14 protein-coding genes and 2 pseudogenes are annotated in these 24,103 nt (G+C 40.3%); 4 read left to right on the plus strand and 12 right to left on the minus strand.

Features of this window, described 5'->3' with window-relative positions; genetic code table 11:
• Positions 1 to 13: 13 nt before the first annotated feature.
• The 6 genes and pseudogenes from RDV52_RS03130 to RDV52_RS03155 all read right to left on the minus strand — a co-directional run bounded on the left by RDV52_RS03130 (position 14) and on the right by RDV52_RS03155 (position 5,386).
• Positions 14 to 886, minus strand: a pseudogene (locus RDV52_RS03130) (IS982 family transposase).
• 813 nt (positions 887 to 1,699) lie between these two features.
• Positions 1,700 to 1,930 carry a hypothetical protein gene (locus RDV52_RS03135; protein ID WP_004367131.1) on the minus strand — a complete coding sequence of 77 codons (231 nt, stop codon included), beginning with the start codon at positions 1,928 to 1,930 and terminating at the stop codon, positions 1,700 to 1,702.
• Positions 1,931 to 1,933: 3 nt separating this feature from the next.
• A complete protein-coding gene (locus tag RDV52_RS03140) occupies positions 1,934 to 3,187 on the minus strand; it encodes an ATP-binding protein (RefSeq protein WP_004367129.1) in 1,254 nt (417 codons plus the stop codon).
• A 125-nt stretch (positions 3,188 to 3,312) separates the two neighbouring features.
• Positions 3,313 to 3,681 (minus strand): annotated as a pseudogene (locus RDV52_RS03145) (recombinase); the annotation flags it as partial.
• 447 nt (positions 3,682 to 4,128) lie between these two features.
• Positions 4,129 to 4,701, minus strand: coding sequence for an IS3 family transposase (locus tag RDV52_RS03150; protein ID WP_004367125.1), 573 nt, complete (start codon positions 4,699 to 4,701; stop codon positions 4,129 to 4,131).
• Between the two features lie 286 nt (positions 4,702 to 4,987).
• Entirely contained in the window at positions 4,988 to 5,386 is a 399-nt protein-coding gene (locus RDV52_RS03155) for a transposase (protein ID WP_004362928.1), read from the minus strand.
• Positions 5,387 to 5,771: 385 nt separating this feature from the next.
• Here RDV52_RS03155 and RDV52_RS03160 point away from each other — a divergent pair, with 385 nt between their 5' ends.
• The 4 genes from RDV52_RS03160 (at position 5,772) to RDV52_RS03175 (ending at position 13,949) form a co-directional block, all read left to right on the plus strand.
• Positions 5,772 to 6,065: a hypothetical protein gene (locus tag RDV52_RS03160; protein ID WP_174262598.1), complete on the plus strand. Its 294-nt coding sequence runs from the start codon at positions 5,772 to 5,774 to the stop codon at positions 6,063 to 6,065.
• A 199-nt stretch (positions 6,066 to 6,264) separates the two neighbouring features.
• A complete protein-coding gene (locus RDV52_RS03165; protein WP_004367122.1) occupies positions 6,265 to 7,863 on the plus strand; it encodes a hypothetical protein in 1,599 nt (532 codons plus the stop codon).
• Positions 7,863 to 10,235: a S8 family peptidase gene (locus RDV52_RS03170; RefSeq protein WP_040557093.1), complete on the plus strand. Its 2,373-nt coding sequence runs from the start codon at positions 7,863 to 7,865 to the stop codon at positions 10,233 to 10,235. Before RDV52_RS03165 ends, RDV52_RS03170 begins: the two co-directional genes overlap by 1 nt.
• A gap of 3 nt (positions 10,236 to 10,238) precedes the next feature.
• Entirely contained in the window at positions 10,239 to 13,949 is a 3,711-nt protein-coding gene (locus RDV52_RS03175; RefSeq protein ID WP_004367120.1) for a leucine-rich repeat domain-containing protein, read from the plus strand.
• A 433-nt stretch (positions 13,950 to 14,382) separates the two neighbouring features.
• Here RDV52_RS03175 and RDV52_RS03180 read toward each other — a convergent pair whose 3' ends face one another.
• The 6 genes from RDV52_RS03180 to RDV52_RS03205 form a co-directional block, all read right to left on the minus strand.
• Positions 14,383 to 17,586: a hypothetical protein gene (locus RDV52_RS03180; RefSeq protein ID WP_004367118.1), complete on the minus strand. Its 3,204-nt coding sequence runs from the start codon at positions 17,584 to 17,586 to the stop codon at positions 14,383 to 14,385.
• Positions 17,587 to 17,610: 24 nt separating this feature from the next.
• On the minus strand, positions 17,611 to 19,176 hold the full coding sequence (locus RDV52_RS03185) for a T9SS type A sorting domain-containing protein (RefSeq protein ID WP_040557091.1): 1,566 nt from the start codon (positions 19,174 to 19,176) through the stop codon (positions 17,611 to 17,613).
• A 225-nt stretch (positions 19,177 to 19,401) separates the two neighbouring features.
• Positions 19,402 to 21,138, minus strand: coding sequence for a helix-turn-helix domain-containing protein (locus RDV52_RS03190; RefSeq protein ID WP_004367116.1), 1,737 nt, complete (start codon positions 21,136 to 21,138; stop codon positions 19,402 to 19,404).
• A 491-nt stretch (positions 21,139 to 21,629) separates the two neighbouring features.
• The gene (locus RDV52_RS03195; protein ID WP_004367114.1) at positions 21,630 to 21,830 is read right to left on the minus strand and encodes a DUF4250 domain-containing protein; all 201 of its coding nucleotides are present in this window, start codon (positions 21,828 to 21,830) and stop codon (positions 21,630 to 21,632) included.
• A gap of 158 nt (positions 21,831 to 21,988) precedes the next feature.
• Positions 21,989 to 22,468, minus strand: a complete 480-nt coding sequence (cdd, locus tag RDV52_RS03200; RefSeq protein ID WP_040557089.1) for a cytidine deaminase — start codon at positions 22,466 to 22,468, stop codon at positions 21,989 to 21,991.
• A gap of 10 nt (positions 22,469 to 22,478) precedes the next feature.
• Complete coding sequence (locus tag RDV52_RS03205; RefSeq protein ID WP_004367112.1) at positions 22,479 to 23,948, minus strand: hypothetical protein; 1,470 nt, start codon at positions 23,946 to 23,948, stop codon at positions 22,479 to 22,481.
• Positions 23,949 to 24,103 lie beyond the last annotated feature (155 nt).

Raw genomic sequence — 24,103 nt, forward strand, 5'->3', positions numbered from 1 at the left:
TATCAATAGTCCTTTACAGATTTATGCACGGTTTCTTTGGAAACAGACAATAGGCAGCAATAGCCCCTAATAAGTTGACGATGAAATTGTCAAAGCATCTATGTCTGGAGTGTTCCACTTGTGCAATGTTCTTAAGTTCATCATTCACCGTTTCTATAATGGCTCTTTTTCTGAGTAAAAGTCTGTCTGAAACACTCATTAAAGCTCCTTTCATGTTACTTTTCAATTTGGTAATAAGCTGTATTCCGTCAACGAAAAGCCTTTAAAAGAGGTTCTTGCCGATGTACCCCTTGTCACCGACTAGCTTACCATATATAAAATCTATGAATGCTTTGTACTCCAAAGGTTTACGGTCATCAACATCTCCCGGTGTTATCATAAAGTTGAGAAGCTCTCCTTTCTCATTGCAAATCAAATGCAACTTGAAACCGAAGAACCAACCCATGGAGCATTTTCCTCTTTGAGCTATGCCTTTGAAAACCTTGTGAATATGTATTCTTTGTTTTTTGCAGACACGCAGTGGTGTGCTGTCAGCGAAGCTTATGCCCGTACATTTGCCCAACAGGACCTTCTTGATAAACAAGGTTAAGGGTACGGCTACCTCCCTTTCCAATTCTACTATACGGTTATAAGAAACAACTTTTGGAAACAGATGGCGAAGATGCTTGCATACTTTTTCAAGATAGAAATGTTTAAAGCAGCGATAACCAGAATCGTGGAAAAGAATCATTATCAGCATGACTTCAGCCTTTGACATTGTAGAATTTCGATGATATTTTCTTTTCCCGGTAGCTTTTAGCGTATATTTTGCTGTCATTGCATCAAAAAACTTGCAGAAGTCATCTGCCATACAAAAGATTTCAGTAACTTTGTCTTCGGTGATCATAGCGATTTTTGTTTGTAATTCTATATATCAACACCTTAAAATTACAACAAATTTCGCTAATCACCAAATTTATAGACACTTATAATTCATCAAACTCACGTTATTAATAACAAATATAAACAAAATTATGAGACATCTATTTTCTGTTCTTCTCTTCGTGGCAACACTAATAGGCACAAGTAGTTTTACGTATGAAACGACATCTACAACCCGCGCAGAAAACATTAGTTTGCAGATGCAAATGAAGTATAAGGGGAGGAAAGCTTGTAAGCGTTCGAAAGCCCGTAAGCCAAGTGTCCATAAGAAAAGATCTACCCGCTCTGTTAAAGTAGGTCGGGTTGTATACATCACTCCTACAGGTTCTTGTTACCATTCACGAACATCTTGTCCTGCATTGTGGCGTGGAAACTACTCTCGCACATCTTTAAGTTCTGCACGAAGTGAAGGCTATCGTTCATGTTCAAGATGCTATTAACATAACGAGAATTCGTCGAACTCACGTTAAATATGATTGTAATTTTCTAATGGAGGTCATTGGAAAAAGGAGGAAATTGTCTCTAATGACCGATTTGGGATAAATGCTTGTATAGTAAGGCGAATGGATAAAAAAGCCCATGCAAGGCTGACTTACATGGGCTGCGGATTTTTTCTTTTAGCGGAATATCAATTCCACAATTTCATGATCGATGGGCAACTTTCCCGTCTTATTTGTATAGGTGTTCTTGTAATTGGCCAGTCCGGAAACACCGAACAGAGTCTCAAAAGGCTTCCAGTATGTTTTCTTCTTTCCGTCCTGCTCCGCCTTGGATAGGCCTAAATACTGGCAGGTGCAGTATCACCGACTCTCGTATAATTGTTGGAGAACAAGAAAGGATAATCTTGTTGGCTCACAATATGCTCCTGCTTCAACAACTTGGCGGTATAGGCATACAGGTGCATCACCGCTTCAAACAACTGCTTCTTCAGGTCATTGATGATACGGTCTGCCGTTATTTTGTTAGCGTGATACCATATCAGCAAATCTTCTTTATACTTCGATTCCATAAGTTATAGTTTTAAGCTATCCTTATTCATGAGAAAATCCAGCAGACCAATGGTTACGATTCCTTGCTCGTCCCGTTTAGGCTTAATATCATCTTTTACAACAACAATCTTCTTGAAAGAATCATTGATAAGTGAAAAAGAAGTCTTTTCCTGCTGTTCTTTTTCAATGTTGGGCATGGCAAAAGCAGACTGTATATAGTATCTGTCACTTCCCTCGTTCACCACAAAATCAACCTCATATTGCTTGCGAATACTTTTACCGTCAATTTTTCTTTTAACATCTACAACACCAACATCTACATTATAACCTCTCATTCGCAACTCATTATAGAGAACATTCTCCATAATATGATTTTCTTCTTGTTGGCGGAAATTCAAAATTGCATTTCTTACTCCTAAATCACAAAAATAAAACTTCGACAAGGAACCTATATATTTACGTCCCTTGATGTCATAGCGTTCTGCTTCTTCTATCAAAAAAGAGTCTTTCAAGTAAGATATATACTTAACGACAGTAGGATAAGATAAATCAACATTCTCTTTACTCTTAAAGGTATTGGTCAATTTGTTTGGATTGCAGGATGAACCTATAAAAGAAGATAGCATCTTTGCCAATTCCTCAAACTCATGTTCTTTAATCTCATACCGTTCTTTTATGTCTGTCAAATAGGTTTTGCGATAAACATTATAAAGATAGTCACTTTTCTTCTTATCGCCTACCAAAGTCAATGTATGAGGTAGCCCGCCGTATGTATAATAATCTTTCCATGCCACTTGCTTCTCTCCGCCAACAGCTGCATAATACTCAGAGAAAGAAAATGGATACATGTGTATCTCGTCACTCCTATCTCGAAACTCTGTTACAATATCATTTGAAAGGAAATGGGAATTGCTACCTGTTACATACACGTCCACATTCTCTATATGTAGCAGACTGTTCAGCACATCCATAAATTCATCCACCATCTGTATTTCGTCCATAAGTATGAAATACAACTGGTTATCCGTGACTTGCTGTCGAATATACGCCAACAAAACATCAGGATTTCTTAGAGCTTGGTTGATACGGTCATCCAAAGCAATAGAGATGATGTGGTCAGTTGGTATATTCTGTTTCAACAAATAATCACGGAAAAGCACTTGTAAAAGCGTGGACTTGCCGCATCTCCGCATACCTGTAATAACCTTAATAAAGCCATTTTCTCGTCCGTCTATAAGTTGCTTCAAATAGATGTCTCTGGGGATAACTGTTCTCATATTTTAATTTTATGCCCCAAGGGGCAGTTTTTTCAATGGCAAAGATACAAATTTTATTTTGGCAAAAGTAATTCAAATTTGAAAAAAGTGCCCCGAGTGGCATTTTTTTCAAATCAGCTCATTCACTACAAAGATGCCAGCAATTCTTTCCTTTCCTCATTGCTCATAGTCTTCAATAACTCCAAGATTGTCTGCTTATCTGTAGTTTTGCCTCCTTTTCTTCTTTTATCATTCAGCAAATACCAATTATATTCCAGCATTTTCTCCAATGGATAGGCACCTATATAATTTGAAGTTATATCACCATTTCCACTATGTCCCATACTGTCACTAATGTATTTATATGGTACCGAGCCCGAATTATTCAAATTTGTAGCGAAACTATGCCGAGCCCATGTAGATAAAGGACGTTGTTCCATATTGAGAAGTTCTGCCACTTTCGCCATGTGTTCACGAATGTAGCGGTTATATCGTTGGATAACCCATACTTCCATGGGGGTGTAAAGCTGTTCAGGAAGCAAGTAAAAAATGTGTAAACCAATTCAGTAACAATAAACAAAAAAGTGTGAAGTAAATTTAGGCATAGTCATTGACATTGCGAAAGCGGCTATTTTGCAACGCAAAACAGCCGCTTTTACCGTGCAAAACCTACGCTTTTGAAATGCAAAACAATAGGTTTTGTAATGCGTTGATGATTAGAAGGTTAAGCGATTGACTATGCCTAAATTTACTTCACACTTTTTTGTTTATTGTTACTGAATTGGTTTACATATTTTTTACTTGCTTCCTGAACAGCTTTACACCCCCATGGAAACTTTACTGATTCGCTTTACATAGTCATAAACTTTGACAATGAAGTCCGAACGTGTGTAGCACATGTTCAAAGTTAATATTTTTCCTTCAACTTACAAAATTTAATACCATGAAAAGCACAGAAACCCTTATGCCGCATTGCAGTGCCTTTCCCTCATTTGTCTTGGCGTAAGCATGCCGTTGCTCATATGTGGTCTCTTATTGTTGTAGAAGTCTATGATACCGGCAATGATGCATCGTGCATCATCGAGGTCCTTCGGTCGTTTCATGTGGTAGAGCCACTCTTGCTTTATTATTCCGTTCACTCTTTCGGCGATTGCATTATCTGTAGGGTTGTAGTCTTCAGTCATGCTTATGCACGAGTGTATACTCTCCAGCCTTGCCACATAGGCGTTGCTGCAGTATTGAACCCCACGATCAGAGTGGTGCGTCATCAGCGAGAGATCCATACCCTGTGACTGTTCTATTGCCATGTCAAGGGCAGCAAGCGTATTGACAGCCTGCAGACTGTCAGAAAGCTTCCATCCGATTATCTCATGAGTGAACGCATCGGTTATGAGGTGGAGATAGACCACACCATCCTCAGTATCTATATACGTGATGTCTGCTACCCAGAGCTGTGCAGGACGTGTAAGAACCATTCCTTTTGCCGTGTTCTTATACTTGAAATAGTTGTGGTTGAGTTCGTGGTGTGGCGACATCTGGATGGCTTCAGCATAAGGTGATGCTTGTGCATTAGCTGGTAGAACCTGTCGCGCCCAGGCATTAAGCCAGGATAGATATCCATAAGCATGTGCAAAAGTTTCTGTGCACCTATGCGAGGAGCATCTGCACGAACATCCATTACTGCACGTACGACAATTTTCTCAGTAAGTTTACGGCGTTCCCTCTTCTCCTTACTCACAGAGTAATAGCCTTCACGAGTCTTGCCAAACAGTCCACTCAGCAGCCCAATTGATAAACGGGGGTTGCGGACCCGAAGGCTGTCTACTGCTTGGCGCCAGCTTTTTTTAGCAAATCCTCCCCGTATTCCTTACTGCTTATCTCTATGACTTTCATCAACCCTTGATTGCGAAGTTCAGAATACTCCAGAGCTTTCTTCAAATTGGATACTTGTTCCTCAAGCTCTTCCTCACGGGTTAGAGGGGCTTTCTCCATATCTTTCTTACTACGCATAGCTTTTACTTTAGTAATAATATCATGCGACAAAGATAGCTTTTTTTCATCTAAACCATACTTCTTTTGCCATTGATAAAAGCTGGCACTACCAATGTCGTACTTGCGACAGATGAAATTAATTGACACTTCTGACGAGTAATACTCGCGAAGTAAAGTGAGAATAAAGTCCTCACTGAATGTTCTGCGTCTAGAATGTTTACTTCCCATTTTGAATTTTAAATGTTAAAACGATGTGAAGTAAATCTGGTATAAGACAGATAATTGTTCTTATGAAAAATATTTACACTTATATTGTTTACTTTTCGTTCATAAAATAATGTGAGTTCAGTGTAAGTTCGCACACACATTAGGAATAACATTACATAAATATACTAAATGGGGAAAGCCTAATTTAGAAGAGTTAATTGACGGCAAGTGTTTCACTGTAGAACAAATCCCAGCTTTTCAAATAGGCGATCGGTGGATATTGGCAACAAGAAGTAAACAAGAATTGCTGAAATCTTTTCAAGATAGCTGTATTCAAAGTAAAAGCTTATTTCCCAATAGCGAAACATTCTACAGAATAGGCGATTTTTGTGATATCGGGAATGGCATGGTGTCTGGATTGGACAAAGCGTTTAAAGTTACAGATATTGATATTCTAAACGAAGACGAGCGCAACAGTTTAATAAAAGTAAATAAAACAAAAGACTTAGAACAATATTCTAATATCGGAACAAGCTACTATTTCTTCATAAAGGACGATATGAAAGAAAAAGATTTTGCTGCAAAATTCCCCCATTTCTACAAACAGCTGATGCCTTATAAAGAATTATTGGAAAAACGATACAGTTACGGTCGCAACTTACCGATATGGCAATTTGCTTTTCCAAGAATGGTAATTTAAATAAATAAATCTAAAAAAATCAGATAAAGTTTTGTTTTTTATATTTTATGCTTATCTTTGCAAATAATCCGTAACATTAAAGCTTAGCGAAGTTTTTATATGTGGTAAGCTTTTATTATGTGAATAATGAAAAAGCATACCTTAAATTATTCAGAGGAAAATTAGACTTACATAATAATAATAATAAACTTAAAGACGTATGAAGAAAGTTTACTATTCTTTTGTCTTAGTGCTAATGGCACTAATGTCAATGAACTCAATGGCAGATATTCCTATTAAGTTAGATGTAGATGATGCCAGTAGAATTAGAGTAAAAGTTAATTATTCGCCCATTGAAAATATAAAAAATGGTGTGAACGAATTAACCGTGCCACAATATGGCTCAGTTCAAATAGAAGCCAAAGATGGTTCGTATTTAACACGAGTTTATAAAACTAACAAAGATGGAGAGGCAGTAGAACAATCTATTTCCAATCTAACTTCGTGTAACATTTATTTAACAGATGCAGATAAAAACCTAAAGTTTACGGTAAAATCGGGAGTTTTAGCCGATGCACGCACAGCATCGTGCACAGTAAAAGTAGACGATGCTACAAAAGTTAAATTAGAACGTTATGAATCGCACACAGTTGTGAGCCTACAAAATGGCGATAACACAGTGAAGTATATTCCTAATGTGGAGAAAACCTTAATAATAGGCAATGCAAACTATGGCGATGTTCCACTTTATAAAGTAACACTCGATGGTACAGAAGTAGAAAGTTCAGGCAATCAGTTTTTTGTAACACCGAAAGAAAATAGTGTAATATCAATTGCAGCAAACTATCCAGATGTAGATTGTGGTGTGAAATTTAATTTCTCAAGCAACGATGTGAAAGGTATTCTTGCCAAAGTAACAGTGAATGGCGAAGAAGTAACCAACTATAACGATGCAAATTTCACGGTTAAGGCAGGAACAAAGTTAGCACTTACTTTCGATAAAACGAACTACGCTTTAGAGTCGTTTAAAGTGAACAATGTGGAAACAAGTGTTTACGGAACGTTTGAATATCTTGTGAAAAATGCAACAACCTTCGATATTAAAGCACACAAATATGCAACAATAAAGGCAACACTGAATGTTGATAAGGCAGAAAATATTACAGTTTATCACGGCAGTAGCTATAATAATAAGGTGATAGCCATAAAAGATGGCGAAAACACTATTGAACTGAACGAAGTTAGCAGTATGATTCAGGTAAAGCCCAATAGTGGTTGCAAAATAGAGAGCCTTAAAGTAGATGGAAATGTGAAGACCGCTGGTAGCGATGGCATTTACGAAATAAATCTTGCAGAAGGAATGAAGATAGAAATTACGACATCTGCCATTGTACGCGACCAAAAAGCAATTGTGTATATCGATGATATAAGCCTTGCCAACTACGGCTTCAACTTTTATCGTTCCGACCATTCTACGGTTCCTATGCAAAGTGGAGAAAACACATTGATGTTTTCTGCCGACGATAATTTGTTTATGTTCGGAGCATACGGTAGCGACCTTAGCAAAATGGTTGTAGAACTAAATGGAGTGAAAGTAAAACCTGCTTACGAAGGAGGAACCAGTTACGAAGTTAGGTTAAAAAATGGTGATCGTTTAGAAATAAGGCTTAGTGGTCCTAATGGAATTGACGAAATAGAATTGCAATCTACAAATAGAAAGACAATAGTTTATCGTATTGATGGTACACGCGTAAAAGACAGAACTTTGTCTCCAGGTATGTATATTATTAATGGAAAGAAAATTATAATTAACAAATGATGAAAAAAATTACATTTACTATTTTATGCTTAGGCATGGCTTGCTCAGCATTTGCCCAGTCTAAGCTCGACTTGCAAAGCCGGATGACGCTATTGCAGATGCGTAATACTGCCATTCCGACCTACAATAGTCGCACACGCTCTTTTGAACGTCCGAAAAGCGTTCAGCCAAATGTTATGGCAATGATTGAATTTACGGGCAACAATGCCCTTAGCGAACTCGAAGCACAAGGTGTAAAAGTGCTTAGAGTACGTGGCAATATTGCTATAGTAATGGTTCCTACAGCTGATGTAGAACGCATATCAGATTTGAGATGTGTGCATCGTTTGGAATTATCGCGTCCAGTTTACCAGAAAATGGACATTGTTCGCCAAGTAACTGGTATTGATAAAATACATAAAGGTGTTGATCTTCCACAAGCATATACAGGTAAAGGAGTAGTAACAGGTATTGTTGATGGTGGTATCGACCCTAACCATATCAACTTTTTAAAGCCAGACGGTACAACTCGTTTTGGTTATATCAGTAAGATAACTGCAACAACAACAACTCAGCAAGGCTATCTTTACCAAAACTATTATCCTCGTGCGGTACTCGACACAATGACACAGCGAGATAACACGTATGCAATAGAAGATTTCTCTACCGATAGCTATACAAATTTCCATGGTACACACACCACAGGTATAATGGCAGGTGGCTATAAAGGAAATATTACTGCAGCGAAAACCGACGATCAAGACGTTTCTTACAAAGTAACAGTGCCTAATCTTTATTATGGTGGTGCTACTGAATCGGAAATTGTTGCTTCGTGTGGCGATCTGCGCGATCAATATATTGCTTTTGGTGTAGACGATATCATTAACTATTCTAAGCTCTCCGGACCGGAACGTAAACCTTGTGTTATTAACCTTTCGTTGGGTAGCAATATTGGTGCACACGATTCAACCAGTGTAATGAACCGTTTCTTGGCTCTTTGTGGTAAAGAAGCAATTATCTGTGTAGCGGCTGGTAACGAAGCCGACCACCCTGTGGCATTGACAGCAAAGTTTGATAAGGCTGATGCAACAGTTCAAACTTTCATTCGTCCAATAATGGAAGGTGAATATAAAACAGCAAATAAATCTTATTTCAATCTTCGTAATGGACAAATATGTGCTTATAGCAATGATGCCGACGAGTTTGAATTGCAAATTGTTGTTACCAACGGAGCACGTAATAATAAGGTGGCTGTTCGTATTCCAGTAGCAACAAATACAAATGGACAACCTATAATTTATTCTTCTGGTGGCGATTATGCCATTACCGGTGCAGTTGTAAACCAAACATTTGCAAAAGCTTTTAATGGATATGTAAGTGCAGCATCTATTAAAGATCAAGAAACTGGACGTTATTATGTACTTGCCGAATTTCTGACAAGCGACAACCAGAAAACAAATAAAGATGGTAATTATAAGTTAGGCTTGATAATAAAGAGTAAGAAAGCAGATCAGCGTGTAGATGTTTATGGCGATGCACGGTTGGTTTATTTCGATGATTACGACCAACCAGGTTGGGTAAAGGGTTCTCGCAATGGTTCAATAAGCGATATGGCATGTGCAGCCAATGTAATAAGTGTTGGTAGTTATAATGTACGAAATCATTGGCCATCGTTAGACGGATATGTTTATGGCTATAATAAGAAAGGTCAAGGAAACGATTTTCCAGAAGGCGAAGTATCACGCTTCTCTTCTTATGGAACATTAGCCGATGGTAGAAATCTTCCAGACATTTGTGCTCCTGGTGCATCTGTCATTTCTTCTGTAAACACATATTGTGTAACTAATCCTGATATGGGTTATACACCAGCTGCGTTGCAAGCAGAAGTAAAAAAAGATAATAAGACTTATTATTGGCATCAATCACTTGGAACATCAATGGCAACACCAGTTGTAGCAGGTGCAATTGCATTATGGTTAGAGGCAAATCCTTCGTTGACCTATAAAGATGTAGTGCGTATAATAAAAGAAACAGCAGTAAAAGACAATTATGTAAAGAACACTGGCGACCCAGTACAATGGGGAGCAGGAAAGTTTGATGCATATGCTGGTTTGAAACAAGTATTGAAAGAAAAGGCTGCAAATGGTATTCAAGGTGTGAAAGCAAATGAGAAAGAGATACCAGTTCTTACGATGACCGGTACACGTTCGTTCACTGCTTTCCTTGCAAATGCAAAGCAACTAACTGTACGTGCCTATACACTCTCTGGCCAATTGGTACACACAAATGTTGCCCAAGGTAATGAGACCGACATTGACGCATCATCATGGGAGAAGGGTGTATATCTTATTCAAGTAAACGGAAGTTCAGCACAACGAATTATTATTTATTAAAATATGAAGAAAAAATTAAGTTTCCTTTCATCAGCTCTATTGATGCTGATGGCGATGATTTTGAAGCCTCTTGGTGCACATGCACAAAGTGAGGAAGCAATCATCAGTTTCCATACGAATGTGTATGAAAAAGCGCAAGGCACTGGCGTTACACCAAGTGTTTCATTTGTTCTTGGAGCAGCAAATACAAAGCAAGTTGTAAGTATCGACTGTGGTAATGGCGAAGAGGAATTCGACGTAGATGTTGCCCAGACAGGAGAGAACCAATCTATAAAAGGTTCTCTTTACACCGGGCAAGTGTCAAAGGAGGGTTGGGTTAAAATTTATGGTGATCCTTCTCAAATCTATTATTTTAATGCTTCTGGCAACGAAATAGATGCTATTAAGTTCAACAGCAATTTAGGACTTCGTGTTCTTAATCTCGAACACAATGTTTTAACCTCTCTCAATATTGACGACTTAAAAGGTTTGCAAATTATCTATTTGCAAGATAATCCATTTGCGAAAGCTACACCTTTAATGATTGGTTCCTTGCCTAATTTATTGGTATTGGAAATTCCACAAATTGGACATATCTCACCTAACTTTACGCTTCACAATTTCCCTGCACTGCGTTCATTCGATGCATATCATACTTTGACTTTAACAAGTGTAGACCCTACAGCTTGTCCTCTTTTGCAACGTTTGAGTCTTGATATGACTAATGTTTCGTCTGTAGATCTTTCTAAAAATCCAGAATTGCAAGTATTGAATGTTAGCGATTCGCGTGTTAGTTCGCTCGATCTTAGCCATAACCCAAAGATAAGAGAACTCTATATCTCTCATACTTCTGGAACAGTGAATACAGATGTGAAGTTCGAAAATATTGATGTAACACATTGTCCTGAACTTTACTATTTCTTCTGCGGTGGTAACAAATTTAAGCAACTTGATGTTAGTAAGAATCCTAAACTCTTTACTTTCTCTTGCGACGACAACTTGTTACGTTCTCTTGACGTTACCAATAATCCAGACCTTTATAGTGTTAGTGTTCGTAATAACTATATGGACTTTGCTACCTTGCCTTGGCCAGGTAACTGGTTCGAATATTACCATGCACAGCACGAAATGGAATTGAACGATACTTATAAGGTAGGCGATGTTATTGACCTTAGCAATCGTGTGCTGCGTCAGGGTACAACTACCAATGGAATGCTTTATAGAGTTCCGAAGGAAGATCCAACAAAACCTGTTGCATTGGACAATACGTATTATAAATATGAGAATGGAAAAGTTAAGTTGTTGAAGGCTCTTACAGACCAAGTTTTCATTCAGTATACAAATACCGTATTGAAAGATTATCCTATTCGTACCGAAAACTTCACCATTAGAACTGCTGAAGAATTTGGCAAAGACATAAAGGCCGTAGAAATTTCAAGTCTTGGTTCTGCAGGTGCTCCGATAAAAATGTCTGTTGGTATTTTGGGCGCAACCGATGCCAAGCCTGTTTCTGTAAAGGTTGATTTGGGCGATGGCAATTTGGTTCCTATTGCAATTAAATCAGAAAATCCTGCGACAACACCTAACATCGATGCACAGCGCAAGGGAACCGGCAATATTATTGTTTATGTACCACAAGATTATTATATTACAGCTTTAGAGACAGATAACTTGCCAATCGATAATATCGACCTTACGGCATTGACTCAGTTGCGAGTACTTGTTCTGAAGAATGCTGGTTTAAGAAATATTGATCTTGGTTACAACAATAAGTTAAGGAAATTAGACCTTTCTGGCAACTTGCTTACAAAACTTACGCTGAAAGGTCCGTCTTCTTACTTCTATAAGAGTTTGCTTACCGATATTAATGTAAGCAACAACCAGTTGGAAAACTATGAGTTCGATGATTTCTATGCTGTCCGCAATTTCGATATCAGTCATAACAAGATGAAAGCATTAGACGTTTCTGATGCAGACAATCTTCGTTCGCTCAACATTTCCAACAATGCTTTCACACGTTTGTTAATGAATCATAGCGAACTGTTGGAACGCTTAGATGCTTCTAACAACGAACTTACCGAAGTTAAGATACCACCAGTTGCACCATTGACTTATCTGAATATAAGCGGCAATAACTTTACATTGGCAAATATGCCTGCCGACTTTGGTTTAGATGGTGCACACTTTATTTATGCTCCACAACATGTTCTCGAAATATCTACTTCTTCTCCGGGAATCGACCTTTCAGAACAATTCATAAAGAAGAACGGTGCTACAACACAATATGTGTGGAAGAAAGAAAATGGACAGAAACTTGTTGAGGGCACAGATTACACTATTAAAGACGGTGCTTCTAAATTTAAGAATCTGACTGTGGGCAAGATTTATTGCGAAATGACACACGCTGCTTATCCTGCATTTACGGGTGCAAACGTATTTAAAACAACGCTTGTGCAACCAATTGACATGCCTAAATACGAATTGGCTTCTTTCACAACTATCAATGCAAAGGATAGTATAGATTTGGCGTTGGCAAGTCCTGTTAAGGGAACTTCTGTTTACTTTGAATGGAATGGCGATGGGAATGTTACTCAATACACGCTGGATACTACTTACAAACTCTTTAGAGCAAAATCTAAAGCTAATACCAAAGTGCGTGTACTTGTTGCTAATGCAGACGACAAGCTGTCGGTATTCAGTATTTCTAAGGTTAAGATTGGCGCATCTGATTTCTCCGGATTGAAAGACACCCGTTCTATTACAATTGCCGAGGCTGGAATGCAGTCTGTAAAAATACCTGCTTCTACAGCTCTAACACAATTGAACCTTAGTGGAAATGAACTTACCGACTTTGATTTGTCAAACTATCCAAACCTTTATTTCTTGTCCTTGACCGATAATAAGATAAGGAAATTCGATTTGTCGAAAGCTAAGAAACTTGGTCTTGCGTTTATTTCCGGTAACAAGATGCAAGAAATTAAGATTGACAACCCTGACTTGTGGAATCTCGAACTGAGCAAGAATGCTCTTGAAAGCGTGTCGCTCGACAAGGCTCCTGCTTTGGAACAACTTTGGTTGAACGACAACCTGCTTTCGAAGGTAGACATTTCTAAGAATACTAAGTTGGGAGTATTGAATCTTGTTAAGAATAAGCTGAGATTTTCTACAATGCCGATTGCTGTAGATGCAGATGGTAAGAGCAAGTTCAACAAATATTCTTACAACCTTCAGGAGCCTCTCGACGTAAAACTGAATGGCTCTAAGGTAGACTTAAGTTCAGAGGCTACGATTGACGGCGCACCTACCGAATTCCGTTGGTTCATCGACCGCATTAACATAGTTGATGGTGAACCTCAGGGCGAAGAGCTTGACAAGGACGATGAATATACTATAACAAATGGTATAACAACATTGAAGTTGACGAAAGCAACCAACCATCTTGTTTGCCTGATGCGTAACCCTCGTCTGCCGAATCTATATCAAATTACAAACTATATAGACTTCGACCCCACTGCTGTAGATGGCATTACTGCAAACAACGATATCCAGATACAGTTCGTAAATGGCGGCATTACCGTAATTGGTGCAAAGAACAACACATTAGCAGTTTACACAATAGATGGCAGACTGGCTTACCAAGGCAAGTTGCCCGATAACGAAGCACATGTTCCTCTTGCTGCAGGCACATACGTTGTACGTGTTGGCAACAAAGTGGCTAAGATGAACATTAAATAAGGCTAATCCAATAGTTCCAAGACTCTAAGAATAGAGGCTGTATTGCAAGCATCGTCCTGCGATACAGCCTCTTTTCTTGCCGTTACTCCAATGGTTCATCGAATGACAGAAGACAATATAGCCAGTATAACAATGCACGGACTCATCGTGTTCCAATCTTCAGAATACCGCTATTCACGGTGTCAGGGAGAAGCTGTATTTATATGTTTAGAAACGCTATTCGTTGTAACTCCTAAGCAGTATTTGCCGTAACCCCGAAGCGATGATTGTCGTAACCCCGAAGCGACGATTGCCGTAACCCCGAAGCGACGATTGTCGTAACCCCGAAGCGACGATTGTCGTAATTCTGTTGCTATGATTACCGTAACAAAAGCCCCCGCATTAATGCTTCTCTCAGCATTGAATGGGGGGCTGCACAGTTTATTAGTAGTGGTTAATGTGAGATTTTAAATACATTTTTTGAGCCGTTTTCGTGGTATATGTGTAGTATGATTGTACCTTTTGGCAATGCCGACAGGTCGATGCTGTTTGTATGAAGTATGCCTGACAGGCTTCCATTCGTATTGTATATGCGAACTTCCTTAACCTGTCTTAGTATTAAGTTGCCATTGGTTATGGCAGGCGAATTGTCGCTGATTGCTTGAATACCGGTAACATTGCAGATGCGGGCAGGCAAGAATGCAAGTCCTTTTGCAGTATGGCTCAGGAAACCTTCCACGTCAGCTGTAGCTCCGGCAATAGGTAGCTCCGTAATGTTGTCCGAGATATTCAGTGCAAGCTCGTTCTCTTTATCGGCGATAAGCATTTCCCCATCGTTGCCCTGCTTGAATGTTACGCCTTTCAGACTGACTAAACGTGCTTCGAATGCTTCTGTATTTGCTACGAGCGATTTTAGTTCTGCCGGCTGGGCAGTAATTGCATTGTCCGAAGACAGAATAGAAAGATAAACCGGCTTGAAGAGCAACAGTCCGCTGTCTTCTTTTATTAACTTGCCTTTCAGATTGCCAATCTTGTCGCCGACCTTGATGTTGTAGCCCGCAAGTTCGCGCGTATCTAATGCGATGCCGGCAGTCTTGTCTTCAAAGAAAGTATAGTTAGGGTTTGCTCCTGCTTGCCCGGTAACAAGAACTTCGCCTGTAAGTGTGTAATTATAGCCTACATTCGCTTTGGCTTTGCGCAAGGCGGCTACATCGTTCAGAATAGTGCTGTTCTTGTATCTAACTTTGAGTTCCTCCGATATGCTTGCCTCCTTGTCGTTATACAAAGGCACTACTTGGAACGTGTAAACACCATTGGGGAGCGACATTGCCGACCAGCGGCAAGTGTCGGCAATACCCGTTTCTATACCATTCACCAATATCTTGTAACCCGTCAGGTCCTTAATGCGGCTGGGCTCTTTCCATCGCAGCGTATCTTTCGTAAGTGTCAGAGATTTTGCCAAATGCGTAAAGTGATATTCTTTCGATGCAACGAAATCTTCAACCGAATAGTTGTGCCAGTTGTTGTCTCGGAAATCGGAATGCGTAATGCGTGTTGTCCGTTCTGTTTCTGTAGAATAGTCGTAGTTTATGCGCTGATGTGGAACAAGCTTGCCATCTTTCCGGCGTTCTTCGGTGAGTGTTTTTATCTCTCCTTTATTGCCGAATGATTTTTCTATGCGTGCAGTTGGTGGAGTTGTTGTATCTGTAGAAGCGTAGACACTGTCCAACTGGTGAGAAAGATACTTGCCATTGAACTCTAAAGTACTATTGGTGAAAGCTGTTACAATGGAATCACCTTGTGCATCGAACTTGTAGGCAACAGTTTGTACGGGGTGTTGGTAAGAGATGCTCGGGTCTGTGAAGTAATATTCTGCATTGTCTTTTACGAACATCTGTTTGTTCTTGTCGAAAGTAAATACCTGTTTAGCCGACAAAGCGCCAGCTGAGTTGTACAGATATTGTACTTTCTGATGTTTCTCCCAGTTCTTCTTTGTAGGGTTATACAGGTCGATGTCTTCCGATTCGGTCTTTGTGGAATATTTACGTATAGCGACTGCCGTGCGCTGTGTGGGCTGACCGAAAGCATCGTATGCAATGTAGAACGACAATGTCTCGCCCATCGAAGTGCTCGTATAATAATATTTGTTGGTTTGTTTTATATCGCCATCTTCGTTCTTTATGGTTGAATATTCGTTCTCCCAATGAGCAGTAACTTGGTCAGTAACATCGCTCAAGTCAATCTCAAATGTAAGTGGGTCAGACTCACCTTCCTCGTAAATGGCATAAAGTTCAACCTTAACTTTCTCTTTATCGTAGTAAGCAAATGTTCCGAAAAGCTGCTCTGGTAAATCGGTCTTGCCCGTTACTTGGTGTCCGTTGTTAGAAACAACCCATCTGTAGCCCTTTAGTGTAAGTCCTTTATATTTCGGTGCATCGAACTTAAACTTGACATTCCATTTGGTATAGAACTCCTTATAAACCAATTCCGGGCTGGTTGGAGCCGGCAAATTCATCTCTATTGTATGCTGGAGAATGTTGCTGCAGTTACCCGTATGTTCTTGCTCGTAGACAGGAACTACACGATAATGATGAACTCCGCGAGGCTGATTGTGTAACGTAAAATGTGTACTGGTATACAGTTCGTCTTGTAAAGTGTAATCGGCAAGAACCTTATAACCTTTCAAGCCAGTAACGTCGGCAGGCGGCGTTACTTGGAATGTGATATCGCCCGGAGAGTCTGATTGCACCGTTATGCTTGCTTGTGGTGTTTTCTTTTCGCTATAAAGATGATTCTGATAGACAAATCTATAAGTTTGCAGGAACTCTTGCGAAGTAGTATTAAACTTATATTCCTCTACTTCAGAAGGAATAGTGTCTGAAAGTGTGTATGCGTAATTGTGTTTCAGGTAGAGCCGGAAAGCAGAAGTGCCATTCGGTTCGTTCACTTTCCTATATAATGTATCGCAAAGCAAACGCTTCTGATTGTCGTAAGCAAACACTTTTCTTTCTTGCAACTCTTCACTCTTGGAAGTAAATGCGATTGATTTCGTTTCACTTAACAGATTGTCTTCGTTATAACTGAAGAGTGTTTGGCGCTGCTTTTTAGCTTCTGTCTTTCCATTGCCATACGCTAAATAAGTAATGGTGGCACGACGTCCTTTGGTATCGTATGTGTACTGTTCTTCTGTTTTCTTTTCGTTTTTCTTGGTGTAATGTATGACTGAAGCCAATCTGTTTTGCTGGTCATACGAGCACACCACAGAATCAATGCGATATGCAATGTTGGTTTTATAGCTATATTGTGTTGAATGCACCAAGAGTCCGTTCCCATCGTAATAGTAGCAGGACTTTACCCTGTCGGTACTGTCAGAAAGTAGGTGCGATTGTGTGTCGTAGGTATAAACTGTATTTACAGGCAGTTGCAGCTTTCCATCTCTTGTGTAATTGTATTTGCTACTTTGTACCAAACGTCCTTGCTTGTCGTAGAAGAAGAGTTCTAAAACCTTGTCGTCTTCTGTTTTAACCAATGTGCCGTCGGGAGCTTGTTGAAACTTTATACGGAGGGTCTTAATCTTCTCATTCTTCAATATCGCTTGTGGCTGTGCCGATAGCAGAAGTGCGGAGAAGGTAAAAAGAATTGTTAGCAACTGTTTCATAGTCGGTATATTCTATTTCTACATTTAGTTTTTCTTGTACACTTTGGATTTAATGGTCTGCCCGTCAATCTGTGCCTTGACAATATAAACTCCTTTGGCAAGACTGCTTATGTCGTATTCGGTTTGACTTAATGCAGATTCAAATACTTTTCCTCCTGCCAAGTCGTAGATGCTTACCTTTGTAGTCTTCTGAGAGCACAGCAACATATTCCCGTCCATGTATATGGAAGAAGACGACGGGGTGTTAAGTGTCTGGATTATGCCGCTTACTATTGGTGTCTTAATGCAGACAACTTCCTTCTTGTCTAATTCTCCATCGTCTCGAACAGAACGGTAAGAAGCAACTATGAGGTCGAGTCCTTTGCCAACAGTCTGGCAATCTAAATATTTCGTATTGGCAGGTAGCTTGTCGTATAGGTTAAATCCATGATTTTTTCTCAGCCATTCCGACAGTTCTATTGTTTCGTTGGTTTCGTGTAGTAAAAGTATTATCTTCTCTCCGTCAGACGATAGCATGTCGCCATAGTTGGAAACAGCTACCGGCACAAAACCTTTGGCAGCCTTAATGACTTCTGCTTCTTTAGTAACTGTATTGTAACGGCAAGGATAAACTAATTGTGAGACACGCTCTATATTAACAGCTCCTTCTTTATAAGAATACTCATTTATAACGGCTACTGGTGCAACAAACTTTCCGTTCTCGCTCATAATAACTGGCACTGATGTGAACTCTGGACCTTTCTTCCACGCTTTGAAGAACTCGTATTGCCACTTGGCATGTGCTCTTTGGTAAGCCTTTACTTGTTCAAGATAATCGTTCTCTCCGGGGCGGGCTGTAATATAGTCTTTTGTCTGGGGTTCTTTCTCTGCCCATGTCTTATAAACGTCCATATTGTAAGATATGGCTACGAACGGAGTTTCGTATTCCCATGTTCCGTTGTCTTTCTTATAATAGATTATGGGTTGAGAGTAGAAGCCGTGTTGCTCCATCATTACACCGATGATGGTTTTACCGTCCGGAGAAATAGTTCGAGGCGAAACAAACTGTGTTTTACCACCCAAGAAGTCTGTTTCCGGATTAGGAAGTCCAACATATTTGTAATCGTCGTCGTCTTGCTGCTCCCACAACGCAGGAATTGTCTTATACGGGCTGCCTGCATTACCTTTGCCTATTATGTATCCTGTAATATATTTGCCATCGCCTGTACACTGTGCGCACGAACCATCTTTCCATTCTCCTTCAGGGCAGGGCAGTGCTTCCCAGCCCACTTCGCTGTCTCTATAGATGGCAGGTTGTTTCTTGTCGTTCTTGCCAACCAAAGTTCCATTGTCCATTACGTCTAAAGCTGCCATGTCCGAATATGAATCGGCAGCAGGAATGGTCATAAGTCTTTTTTCTTTCAGGTCGAATCGGTAAGCTTCTTCATACATGCGTGCGCCGCATATATATCTTCCGTTATTCGATATACCTTTCACGTTCACGGAAGTACCTGTAAAAATTACTTGTGGCTTGTCTTCTGTTTGAGCTTTGGCAGATAGTTGGCAAGCAAGTGCTGCACCAATGAGCGAAAAGTAAAATTGACATTTCATAATAGCATGCGTTTTGAGGTAATTATTCATTAGATTGCAGACACAAAGATAGTAGTTATTGCCCGAAAGGCATACCAATCATGGCGTTGAATTGTTTGAATTCGTGAATTCAGACAAATTAGAAACTTAAAAGGCTATTTAATGTACGTCCGACGAATTCAACTTATGGAGTACGAAAGCGGTTTCAGACAATATGAAACAATCAATAAATTCGCGGGACTCACGTTATTTAGCATCAACGTTCCTTTGGAAATCGATTGGGGTTAGTCCTGTTACTTGTTTGAAGGCAGCAATAAACGATGAACGCGACTTAAAGCCCACGCTATTGCCAATAGCCTCTAATGTAAAGCCACTGTATTGACCTCCATCTTCTATTCGTCTGCAGGCTTCTTTTATTCTGTACTTGTTAAGAAGGTTCGAAAAACTGCATTGCATGAGTTCGTTAATTACTTGTGAAATGTACTTGTAGTTTACACCTATCTCCGATGCCAGTTGATTGGCAGAGAAATCGTAGCTGAATATGCAGTCGTTGTTATCCATTAGTGTAAGTATCTTCTGCAACAGTTCCTCTTTCCGTTCTTCGCTGAGCGTACTCGATTTGTATTTCCTCGCTGTTTTTCCTTCGACGAAATGTTCTTCAAGAGCCTTTCTGCGCATGCGTTCTTTCTCTTCCGATTGGAAAAGCTCTATGTTCTTTCGGAAAAGTGCCTTGTTGGATTGGTTAAGTTTCTTGTTCTTCGATGCAACCACGAAGAGTGATATGGCAACGATGCAGCCTATGGTCATAAACAGAAAGATAACTATTCGTTGCATTTCCTTTTGGTGCTCCAGCTGTTTGAGATGGTAGGTTACGTCTTTCATCTTGTTTTCGAACTCCATTTCGTTTACACCTGCAATAAGCCGATAGTTCAGCAACGAGTCCTTCAGCATAATGTATTTACTCTGATAGTCGGCTGCTTGCCTGTTGTCTCCAACTTTTGCGTAGGTTTCGTACAACAGCTTGTAAGCTTCTAATTTTGTATCTTTCGTCTCAAAGTCGGCGCTGATGCGTTCTCCTGCCTTCAGTTCGTGCAGTGCCATCTCATAGTCTTTCCGCAGACAATATGCCTTGGCGAGGTTTATGTGTGCTAAGTAGACATAGCGTGAATATTCGTGCGAAAGTTGCTTGAACAACGCCAGTTGCTCGCTGAAGCATTTCCGTGCAGCTTCTGCCTTGTTCCTTTCCAAAGCCAAGGCACCCGCATAGAGCAATGAGTCGTATTTGTATTCTAAAGCATTGAAACTCCTGGGAATTTGTTTAAATACACTTAGCTCGTGGTGTAGCGATTGAAGGTTGTGCAGTTCGGCAGAGACCACGATGATGTTTCCAAAAGCATTCAGCATCACTCCCCAGTCCTTGATCTTCCGTGCCTCATGAAAGGCTGCTTTATAATGGCTGAGCGCTTTGCTGTAGAGAGACTGTTCTAAACTTTGTTCGGCAATCATCTGGTACATAAACCCGAAATCCAAGTAGACCCACGAACTGTTCAGACTTCGTGCCTTGCATACGTTCAGGCTCTCTTTCAATATTTCGTTCGATTTCATGTAATCGTAATAATGAAAGAAGTAAATATACCATAAACCGCTGAGCGTCTTGGTCAGCATGTCGTCGTCTACAGTTTCCTTGTCGTCAGCATATCGTTTATAAACAATGCTGTAACACATTAGTGCACTGTCCATATCGTTCTTTTTACCGATATATGCCGACGCCTCTTTCAGCAGATGTCCGTTAGTGTATGTCTTAAGGTCTGTTATAGAGTTGTTGGCTGTCTTCTTCTTGCTCGTGGGCACACCCGTTTTATAGGTAGTGCCGTGTCTTGTATTCAGATACTTATCTTTTTCTTTTGCGTCCGGCGATAAATTCTGACCGCAAACAAATATTGCTGTCAATAAGCATACAACAAATAGTGTTCTCCGTCTCATGTATTGCTATTCTATTGTTTCGATGTTCTTTATTCTATTGCAATATTATAAATAATTTTTATAAGTAGCAAGTTTTCTTAACTCAAATTGGTCATCAGCGCCTGTACAAAGTCCAACAAGAATGTACCAATAGGGTTTCTTTTCTGCCTTTTGTTCACAACTATCAAATGCGCTTGTTAAAATGAAAGGCTAATTGTCACATGTTTGAGACAATAAGGAATTAATGAGACTACCTACCCTATGGGTAAACAGAAGATGATAAAACTGTAAAAAATCTTCATAAACACAACCATCATATAACTATCTGTCCATCAAGGTATTGTAAAATCTATTGTTTTGCATTCTAAAAGTGGCTGTTTTGCAATGTAAAATCTATGCTTTTACCGTACAAAACAGCCACTATCGCAATGCAAAAGTGAAAGCATCATCTCTCAAAGATGTTTTTCTTTACAAATCATAACGATTTTATGAGCAGCACAGTAACGGTATCGCTATTTGTCAAACCCGATGGGGCGAAACTGTCTTTGGGTTTCGCTATATTCGAATCCCGCTGTACGTAGTCGCTCTTGCAGTCCCTTGGGGTCTTCACTAAAATTGTAGCAGAGTTCTGAAAGCGTATCAAACTCTCTGTCGCGTAAAAGCATATTTACTGCACTAACAAGGATTGCGGGGTCTTTGGGTAATTTATCCATAAAACAAAATAATATATTGATAATTAAAAAAGGAGTGGTTATGAAAATCCTTATCCATCGTTTTCTTAGTTCACTTTATTATATATAGAGTGCTTAAACATAATTTATAGAGAATATAAACCACCTGAAAATATTAACGAAGTATATGTCCCGTTTGTCTAAAGCATCGATTCACCTATAAACTGCAACGGCAACAAATCTTTAACTGTATCGATTACATAAACAGTTTCAGTACCATAAAGCAAGATGCGAACAGGCTTTTTATAGCGGTCTTCTATTTCCAAGACAACCTGTCGGCACGCTCCACAAGGTACAATAGGCTGCTTCATCAGTCCTCCACCATTGCGCGCGGCTATTGCCAATGCCTTTATGGGTTGGTCGGGACGTGTGCTCTGCGCTGCAAAAATAGCTGCGCGTTCGGCACAAAGCCCCGATGGATAGGCTGCATTCTCCTGGTTTGCCCCTATTACCATTTCGCCATTTTCCAACAGCAGGGCTGCTCCCACGCTGAAATGGCTGTAAGGCGAATAGCTGTTCTTGGTGGCTTCGATTGCCTTTTTTATAAGTGCTTGCTCGTCGGCAGACAGTTCTTCCAACTGGCAGACACCTATTTTAATGTTTATATCAATTTGCTTCATAAGCTTTTTCTTAGTCTTTTTTCTTTTCAGGTCTATATTCATAGCAACCTACATCGGGCTTCTCATCGCGCGCAAAGCCGTCGTGATCGGTGGTACTGATGCCGTTGGGCAATGCAACACCTATATCACGGGCTTTCGATTTCTCCGAAAGATGGAAGTCGTAAGCCTGCTTGTCGCCGTCTATCTTGCGGAAATGCTTCTCGCCCGACTGCACTGTGTCGGCAGCTTCCTCCCACAATACATCGACGTACTTGGCAGCATCGATTTCCTTTGGCTTTATGGTGCGCAAGATGCTGTGGTCGAATTTGAAGTTTTGAGCAGCCTCATCGGAAAACGCTCCCATTATTACATCTTCGGCATACCCCGTTATCAAGGTGTTGAAAACATTGAATTGCTGAAGCGTGTATTGCTTTCCGTCGCTGCTGTTTCCGAACCGTAAGGCTGCGCCACGGTTTCCGTCGAAAGGATAGAACTGCGCAAGGGTGCAATGGCTCAACGTAATGTTGCCGCCAAAGAAAGCAGCACAGTCTTTCAACGTGTTTGTAATTTGGCTGTTGCTGACGTCTATCTTGCAATTGGTGGCGAGCAAACCATACCCCTGACAATTGTGTATGGTGCTCCGACGAAGCGAAAGTGTAGAACGGTCTATGCTCGACGAGTCGCACACAATGCCATTGTAGGTCGAATGAATATCGGCAAATTCTATTTCGTTGTCGTAACTCGATGTATTGAAATGAATGCCTTGCCACTGCCCACTCACACGGTCATATGGCAAATAGTCGAATATGTGATCCAAACGGTCGCCCCGAAGCGTAACAATCTTGTCGGCTGTTCCTGCTATTTTCAGCTGTCCATGCACGTCAATGCCCGCCTTGTTGGAGAAATAAAGCGTGGTTCCAGCACCAATGGTAAGCGTTGCGCCCTCGTTCACCTTAATGCCTCCCTGCACTACAATGGGCTTCGTGCTCTGTATGGTGGTATCGTGCTTTATCTCAATGTTCTTCAAGAGTTCGGCGTCCCAGCTGTAAGCCTTCAGGTTTACTTTCTGCTGCACCGTGCTTTCGAGCGTAAACACGAGGTTGTCCTCCACCAATTGTGGGTCGGTCTTGCCATTCTTCGGCGTTGTAAGCTCTACGAAGACACGAATGCTGTCCTTGTTTCGCACCTCAAGCCCGTTCACCTGATAGCCGTTTGCCTGTCCCAAGTAGATGCCGTCTACATTCACTCGGAAACCCGTTTGGTTGCCTTGCTCCAACCGAACATTGGCAAGACGAATGCCATTGCCCGACCGGTTGTAGACCCAAAATGTCTTTGTGGGGGTTGGAACTTTCGAGAAAGTAGTGTCAAGGCGCACCGTATCTGTTGAAAATGCCAACAGATTGCTCTTCGACGTCGTAAAAGTATCGTCGTCGTTGCAAGCCGTTACCAATCCGACAACAGCCAACAGCAACATATATGCAAGTATTCTAATCTTCTTCATTGGTATAATAACGCAGAAAAACACTACTTATTACACTATTATAATAAAAATACAAGCAAACAAGAAACAGGTTTTACTACGAATACGACGCCTCTGTACTGCAGCATAACACCGCCATACTGATGGTACAAAAGTGCTTTTAAAAATTTGGACTG

This window comes from Prevotella nigrescens, from assembly GCF_031191185.1.
GTDB classification, from domain to species: Bacteria; Bacteroidota; Bacteroidia; order Bacteroidales; family Bacteroidaceae; genus Prevotella; species Prevotella nigrescens.